Origin of the sequence: Phyllobacterium sp. (assembly GCF_037994405.1) — a bacterium.
GTDB lineage: Bacteria > Pseudomonadota > Alphaproteobacteria > Rhizobiales > Rhizobiaceae > Phyllobacterium.
This window is the reverse complement of record NZ_JBBNAN010000042.1, coordinates 1-5,618: the sequence shown is the minus strand read 5'-3', so window position 1 is coordinate 5,618 and position 5,618 is coordinate 1. Positions and strand designations below refer to the sequence as shown.

Annotated in this window: 4 protein-coding genes and 1 pseudogene; 1 reads left to right on the top strand and 4 read right to left on the bottom strand. The window is 53.3% G+C overall.

Going from position 1 to position 5,618, the window contains the following annotated elements; genetic code table 11:
- Both AAAC48_RS02685 and AAAC48_RS02680 read right to left on the bottom strand, forming a co-directional pair.
- Positions 1-1,745: pseudogene (locus AAAC48_RS02685) on the bottom strand (hypothetical protein); the annotation flags it as partial.
- 41 nt (positions 1,746-1,786) lie between these two features.
- Positions 1,787-3,244, bottom strand: a complete 1,458-nt coding sequence (locus AAAC48_RS02680; protein ID WP_340652689.1) for a trehalose-6-phosphate synthase — start codon at positions 3,242-3,244, stop codon at positions 1,787-1,789.
- Positions 3,245-3,406: 162 nt separating this feature from the next.
- On the opposite strand from AAAC48_RS02680, the gene otsB reads away from it, so the two are divergent.
- Complete coding sequence (gene otsB, locus AAAC48_RS02675) at positions 3,407-4,165, top strand: trehalose-phosphatase (RefSeq protein WP_340652688.1); 759 nt, start codon at positions 3,407-3,409, stop codon at positions 4,163-4,165.
- Between the two features lie 13 nt (positions 4,166-4,178).
- On the opposite strand, the gene AAAC48_RS02670 is transcribed toward otsB, so the two are convergent.
- Both AAAC48_RS02670 and AAAC48_RS02665 read right to left on the bottom strand, forming a co-directional pair.
- On the bottom strand, positions 4,179-5,174 hold the full coding sequence (locus AAAC48_RS02670) for a LacI family DNA-binding transcriptional regulator (protein WP_340652687.1): 996 nt from the start codon (positions 5,172-5,174) through the stop codon (positions 4,179-4,181).
- The gene (locus AAAC48_RS02665; RefSeq protein ID WP_340652686.1) at positions 5,171-5,527 is read right to left on the bottom strand and encodes a DUF982 domain-containing protein; all 357 of its coding nucleotides are present in this window, start codon (positions 5,525-5,527) and stop codon (positions 5,171-5,173) included. The genes AAAC48_RS02670 and AAAC48_RS02665 overlap by 4 nt, the downstream gene beginning before the upstream one ends.
- Positions 5,528-5,618 lie beyond the last annotated feature (91 nt).

Here is a 5,618-nt window from a genome sequence, read left to right as displayed (position 1 = left end):
GGCGCCTCCGAAAGCGCGAGGAGACGCATTCGAGCGTCCTCTCCGAATTTGGTCGCATATGAAAATGAAGTCGCCAGCATGCCGGATGGCGCCGCAGCCGCCTTCCGGCGCATCGTCTCGTGAAAGGCCGCAATCGGATTGGACGCTTCAGTCGGGCTCAACATGAGTTCGTCCAAGGCAATGGGGTAACGCGTATAAACGTAGGATTTCTGGAGAACCTGCGCCATTACCGCAGCGGTCAATTTCCGGAAGCGAATTGTAAACAAGCTGGCGCTTTCAGCATTGCAGGAATCGCTCACGGAACTCAAAATGCCGAGAATAAATGCCAAGGTCTCACGCTCATCGACCGGCTGTCCATCTCGATTGGAGACGCGCGAAGCGGTCGATTGAAGCACTCCAAGATAAAATGGCGAATATCCCCCTGAGCTTGAATACGTGCGATAGACCGGCAACTCCGCCACGAGTTCGGCTATAGCTCGGCGCAGCAGAAGCTTCTCTGCATAGGGCGGTTGCAATTCGGCCAAGAGGCCAGCCAAACGCTCAAGTTCGTCCGCGAATTCTTCGTGAAGAATGCTGGCCTTTGCATGCGCATACTGGCCAGGCAATTCGGCGTTCGGTTCGAATTCAGCCTGGTATGAATCCTGGAGCTTTGACATACCAGCGGGATCGACGAATAGATTTGCCACGGCGGCGACAAACTCATATCCGGCGGTTCCCTCGACCTGCCAATCATCAGGATATTTTTCGCCCTCAAGCAGGATTTTGTCTGTGACGAGGAAGGTCTCTTTGCCGGCCTGTCGTCGCAACTGTCTTGTGTATTCTGCTGGATCCGCCAGCCCATCAATTTCATTTACGCGCAATCCTTTGACCTGCGTTTTATCCAGGAGAGAGAGGAGTGCATCGTGGAAATCAGCGAAGACACCGGGCTCTTCGATTCGCAGTCCAATGGCGAGTTTCGAATTGGCTGCGTGCCCGTCATCCATGCGGTCAAGGGTGCCTTCAACCTCCACCAATCTCCAGTGCTGCGATGACACCAGTTCGATGAGATGGTCTGCGTTATGTGAGGTGTCGCTCAGCCAGGAGGCTATCTCGAGCTGGTCCGTAATGTCTGCTTGATCGAATATCTTCAAAAGCTCTGCATGAAAGTCGGATGCCGCATCAGGGGTCGCATTATCGGCCGCCATGACAAGCGATGCAGCGGTCTTATTTTTCGTGCGTTGGAACACCGCACGATAGCTGGCCGGAGCGAAGGGATAGAATTGATCTGCCCAGGAAATACCCAGACTCGCGTTTTGCCGATCGAATGTCAGCTGAAGATTACCGGCCTGAACCGCTTGATCAATTGGGCGGTCGAGTACCGGGAGCGCAATCGGCTTTGTCCAATCTACATCAAAGTGGCCCGCATATTGCGACTGGCGTCCCCATTCCAATACGTCGAACCACCATGCATTCTCATGGGATGCCGGCATTTGGCTTGGGTTTAGGTCAAGTATGAGATGCATGTCAGATCTGGCGAGTTCGGAATTCAACGCGGCAAATCCGGTTTCGGCCCCCAACTCCACGTCTAGTCTTGTTGGATCCACAGTGGCCGAGCCGCGGTCATTGATCTTTACAGAGTGAAACGGCGAGGAGACGCTAAGGGCCTCGACGCCAAGTTCTTTCAGGTAGGAAATCGCATCGGCCGCGCGCTTGAAATTAATGTCGTTCGACAAATGGATGCGGTAAGCCGAATTCGGGGTGTACATATCGTTGCTCAGCCTCTTTTTCTACGGAACCTAACAGGTCGCTAATGCCTGGACTCTGACGTTGTCCCGCGCCCCCGGCCTTTGTCCAAATTCGAGTGTATCGATTTGGCAGATTGCGGAAGAGCCGTTTGAACGGATTGAAGCGCGGAAAGGTATTCGTTCTGCCAACGTTGCGCATCGTGATCGAAAACCTGTTTGAGGAGGTTTCGATGTCGCGATTTACGCTCTTCCATGGTCATCGTGGCTGCCCTCTTTATCGCTTGTGCAACTTCGTTGACGTCGTAGGGATTGACGATGAGGGCGTGTTCCAACTCCTCCGCGGCGCCAGCGAATTTTGACAGGATAAGGATACCCGGGTCGTCATCGTCCTGGGCGGCAATGTATTCCTTTGCCACCAGATTCATCCCGTCCCGAAGCGGGGTAATAAGGCCAATGAGACTGCACCGAAACAGCAAGGCCAGTTTTTCCCGAGGGATGCTCCGGTTGATATATTGGAGTGGAGCCCAATTGAAATCGGCAAACTTTCCGTTCACCGCGCCGGTCAGTTGCTCGAGTTCTCCGCGGATATCGGCATAAGCTGTCACGTCTTCTCGCGATGGCGATGCGATTTGCAGATATTCGGCGCGCCCGAGATATTCCGGATATGAATCGAGGAATTTCCTGAACGCCTTCATGCGTTGCGGGAGTCCTTTGGAATAGTCCAGGCGATCAGCGGAGATCACCTGGAAGCGCTTGAGGACAGTACGGCGCATCCGCTCAAGCTCGATGCCGTTATCGGTCTCGTGGGCCATCGCAGCGAATTGACCAGCATCAATACCGATTGGAAACACGCCGATACTGATCGTGCGGCCCTGCCATTTCAGAACATTCGCAGACAAGAACCTCGCGTCGGAGTGTTCCTTCAAATATCCGCAAAAGTTCTGAACGTCGTTGTGCGTCTGGAAGCCGATTAGATCATACTGCAACAAGCACTCTCGCAGCCATCCATGGCGAGGCACTGCCGAGAAAACATCGACCGATGGAAACGGTATATGCAGGAAGAAGCCGATCTTGTGCGCACTTCCCTTGCGTCGCAATTCCAATGCCAATGGTATGAGGTGATAGTCATGAACCCAGACGAGATCGTCGTCGTACAGATGGGGATGGACCGTTTCGGCAAATCTTCGATTGACTGCTGCGTAGCATTTGGCGAACTCGGTGCGATAATCCATCAGATCAAGGCGATAATGGAACGAGGGCCAAAGCACCTTGTTGGAAAAGCCGAGGTAGTAGTTTTCATGTTCTTGCGGCGATAAGGACACGGTCAGGGATGTCACCTTGCCGTGTTTTTCCAATGTCGCCTTTAATGTGTCAGCGCCCTCAACGACATTGCCATCCCATCCCACCCACATTCCGCCTCTGCTTCGGAGCGCGTCAACAATACCAACTGCAAGCCCCCCAGTGTGAGTTTTCTGTCCCAAATCGCCTGTTCGATTTGAGATTACAACCAGCCGTCCCATATTAGATTCCTTAGTCACTGAGAGAGTCTAACTGCCTGGAAGAGATTTTGTTCCGGACAAAATTCGCATAGCACACCCCTGAACGGGATTGATTGGTGTGGTCCAAAGGCTACTTTTCGAAAGGATGATGGCAATCAAAACAGCAAGGAACCAGAAAAAACAATGAACGAAATCAGCGAGATACTTCCGACCGATCTTAGGCCTTGGGCGTTGTTTCTGGATATTGACGGTACGTTGATCGATATCGCCGAAACGCCTGACCGTGTGTTTGTTCCTTGCGAGTTGCCGGAACAACTTGCTGAACTTTCGTCGCGTCTGGAGGGAGCCTTGGCACTTGTCAGCGGCCGATCAATCGAGTCAATCGACAAGCTGTTTGATCCATATCAGTTCCCTGCCGCCGGATTACACGGAACGGAAATACGATCGCGAGGAAACGGAGAAATTGATCGCGGCATTCTTGACGAATGGCGCCTGGACGGCGCTCGGCAAGAGCTCAACGATCTTGCGAGAAACTGGCCAGGCATGATTGTCGAGGACAAAGGAATTGCCATCGCAGTACATTATCGGCAAGCACCGGAGGCATTTTCACAGGTAGACGCCCGGATCGGAACGCTCCTGGGGCAGATCGGAAGCGGTTGGGTACGTCAGGACGGCAAAATGGTTGTCGAAATTCATCCAGGTGAATCCAACAAAGGAACTGCAGCTGCAAAGTTGATGAACGTTACGCCGTTTTCGGGACGCATTCCAATCGCTATCGGAGATGATCTTACCGACGAACGGATGTTTGAATATGTGAACAAGGCAGGCGGCAGATCAATCAAGGTGGGAACGTCAACGGATGCCAGCCTGGCCAGGTTTCAGGTAGATTCCGCCCGCACGATCCGGCATTGGATCTCCCAACTCGCTTACTCCAGAAACTGAAGCAGACATCTTTTCAAGGCTCACCGACGGATATCAGCTGCGGTTCCCACAATTCGGTTTCGATGGCCGCGTTGCGATCCATCATTCGAATTGCATGTTGCGCAACGCGCTGTGCCACCGCGTAGATGGAAAATGATGTCACCGTTACTTCGCAAAGAATGTTCCTTGCGTTGAGATACGGAACAGCATTGTCGTGCGTGACAACGGCAGTGCTATCTTCTGCATCAAGTTCCCTGATCGCACGAATACCGCCTATAGTGCTGAGTAACGAGCCATAGACAAAGGCCGTTGGCGGTGACGCATCGTTGAGGAGACGCCGCGTGTGTTCGTAACCTGCGCGATCGGAGAAAGTATCCTTTACAATGCAGTTCGGATCAACGCGAGCCGCGAATTGGTCGAACGCGCTTGTCAATCCTGCAATCCGTTCCTCCACAAAGGCAAACTGTCCAGGGCCTTCGATTGCGCCAATTTTCTGGTGTCCGCTCTCGAAAAGATACATGGCAGATCGAAAGCCAGCTTGCCTGTGATCTATGTCAACCCAGGTATGCGGCACAGGCGTGCGGGATTTGCCGTACACGACGAATGGAAAATTGGCCTCTGCCAAAAAGCGAATTCTCTCATCGTCAGAGCGAGGATGACAAATTACGATTGCATCGGCCCGACCGCTCTCGATGACATCCTTGCATACATCCAAGCCACTGGCTGGTGCGGATTGAATGAGCAAAATGTCTTGACCAACGCCGCCCAAGACTTCAGCAATGCCTGCGAGAAATTCTGTGATGTCGGGATCAAAATAAGATGCTGGCTCTTTTGGGACGATCACTGCTGTGACACCGATTCTGCCGACTGCCAGTCCCCTGGCGGTCGCACTCGGCCGGTATCCCCATCTTGTCGCGGCTTGCTTCACAAGCCTGCGCGTGCGATCGCTGACCTCCGGATAGTCATTCAAGGCGCGACTTACGGTGGTGGGGGATAGGCCCAGTTCATTTGCCAGATCTCTTAGTTTCATCCGCGCCCTGTGCTACCGCCGCCCGGGAATGGATGTTCTCCTTCGGCCGAGAATGCCGCGCTATTGACCTTGTTCTCTACCGATCTACGCACCCCCGAGGTTTCGGTTTTTTCCAACACGTAAATGTCGATCTCCTTGGCGGCTTCTATGAAAGCGTTACGCGCCTCATCTGCTGGCCGCTCTCCATTTAGCGCTTTCGCGCACGCTTCTACTGCTTCCCCATGTTTCGGCCCGCAGATTTTTGTCCAGCAATGAGCCAACAGCTCGGATGCCTGTTGCACGGAGGAAACGTTCAGTACCATGCCTGAGCGCGGAGATGTGATCATTACATGTTCAAAAGCTGAATCGCGCATCTAGAGAAATGCATAACAATGGAAATGGTTCCGGAAGAAAACCAGCGCGGATGCCGGTCGTTTCCACTGAAACGGCTGGATGCCCGCATCC

Excerpts from the sequence above, each read along its gene's own strand:
- otsB (WP_340652688.1), top strand. The coding sequence starts at position 3,407 with ATGAACGAAATCAGCGAGATACTTCCGACCGATCTTAGGCCTTGGGCG.
- AAAC48_RS02670 (WP_340652687.1), bottom strand. The coding sequence starts at position 5,174 with ATGAAACTAAGAGATCTGGCAAATGAACTGGGCCTATCCCCCACCACC.
- AAAC48_RS02665 (WP_340652686.1), bottom strand. The coding sequence starts at position 5,527 with ATGCGCGATTCAGCTTTTGAACATGTAATGATCACATCTCCGCGCTCA.
- AAAC48_RS02680 (WP_340652689.1), bottom strand. The coding sequence starts at position 3,244 with ATGGGACGGCTGGTTGTAATCTCAAATCGAACAGGCGATTTGGGACAG.